The sequence below is a fragment of the Streptomyces sp. NPDC058964 genome, assembly GCF_042741275.1.
Lineage (GTDB): Bacteria > Actinomycetota > Actinomycetes > Streptomycetales > Streptomycetaceae > Streptomyces.
On sequence record NZ_JBHYKH010000938.1, the window covers coordinates 1 to 1,597 of the forward strand.

1 protein-coding gene is annotated in these 1,597 nt (G+C 73.3%); it reads right to left on the reverse strand.

Annotated features, from left to right (window positions below):
* A partial coding sequence (locus tag ACFW2E_RS46565) for a carboxyltransferase domain-containing protein (protein WP_384478156.1) occupies positions 1–1,597 on the reverse strand: 1,597 nt, incomplete at both ends.

Sequence of the window (1,597 nt, forward strand, 5' to 3'; positions counted from 1 at the left end):
CCTCCAGGGCGAGCAGCGGCTGCCCCGCCGTCACCTCGTCGCCCGGCTTCACGTTCAGCTGCCACACGGACGCCGCGAACTCGGCCTCGACCAGCCGGCCTCCCGGCGGCACCGTCACCTCGGCCGGTGCGGTCGCGGGCGTGGTCGCCGCCTCCGCCCGGGCGAACTCGCCCGCCGCCTCCCAGGCGTCCCGTTCGGCGGCGAACGCGGCCCGCTGCCGGGACCCGAACTCCGCGATGGAATCGGCGTGCTCGGCGAGGAAGGACTCGTACTCGGCGAGGGAGAAGGTCCCCTCCTCGATGACCGGCACGAACCGGCCGCACATGATGTCGGCGCGCAGCTCCAGCAGTTCGTCCGCCTCCACCGGATACCACTTGATGCGGTCGAAGAAGCGCAGCAGCCAGGGCGCGCCGGGTTCGAAGGCGCCGCGCTGCTGCCAGGCCGACCACACCTGGGTCGTACGGCCGACGAACTGGTAGCCGCCGGGGCCCTCCATGCCGTAGACGCAGAGGTACGCGCCGCCGATGCCGACGGAGTTCTCGGCGGTCCAGGTGCGTGCCGGGTTGTACTTCGTGGTGACCAGGCGGTGGCGCGGGTCCAGCGGGGTGGCCACGGGGGCGCCCAGGTACACGTCGCCCAAGCCCAGGACGAGGTACTCCGCGTCGAAGACCGTCCGGTACACGTCCTCGACCGACCCCAGGCCGTTGATCCGGCGGATGAACTCGATGTTCCACGGGCACCAGGGGGCGTCGTCGCGGACGCCCGCCATGTAGCGGGCGATCGCCTCGCGGGTCGCCGGGTCGTCCCAGGACAGCGGGAGACGGACCGTGCGGGAGGGGACGACCAGCTCGCCGGCGGGCGGGAGCGCGTCCGTGATCCGCCGTACCGCCGCGAGGAGTCCGTGCTGCGGCAGGACGCGCGGGTCCGTGCGGATCTGGAGGGAGCGGATGCCCGGGGTGAGGTCGGTGACCCCGTCGAGGCCCGCCCGCTCCATCGCCTCCATCAGGGCATGGACGCGCATGCGCAGGGCCAGGTCCAGCTGCATCGGGCCGAACTCGACCAGCAGGTTGTCGTCGCCGCTGCGGCGGTACGTCACGTCCCCGTCCCGCGCCAGCACACCACCGTCGACGATCAACGGCCGGGGTGTCCCGGTCACGTCGACCGGCACGAACCGCACCGTGTCGCCCGGCCGGAGCTGTCCCAGCTTCCAGCGCTCCGCGCTCAGGACCGTCGCCGGGCACACGAAGCCGCCGAGCGAGGGGCCGTCCGGGCCGAGCAGCACCGGCATGTCGCCCGTGTAGTCGACGGCGCCGACCGAGTACGGGGTGTCGTGGATGTTGGAGGGGTGCAGCCCCGCCTCGCCGCCGTCGGTGCGGGCCCAGCGCGGCTTGGGGCCCACCAGGCGGACTCCGGTGCGCGCCGAGTTGAAGTGGACCTTCCAGTCGGCCGCGTAGAAGTCGCGGATGTCGTCCTCGGTGAAGAACTCGGGTGCGGCGTGCGGGCCTTCGACAGCCCCGACGTGCCATACGGCGGTGAAGCCGGGGCGGTCCGCGGGCGGTACCGGTGTCCCCTCGGCGACCGTCCCGCCGTGCAGGAC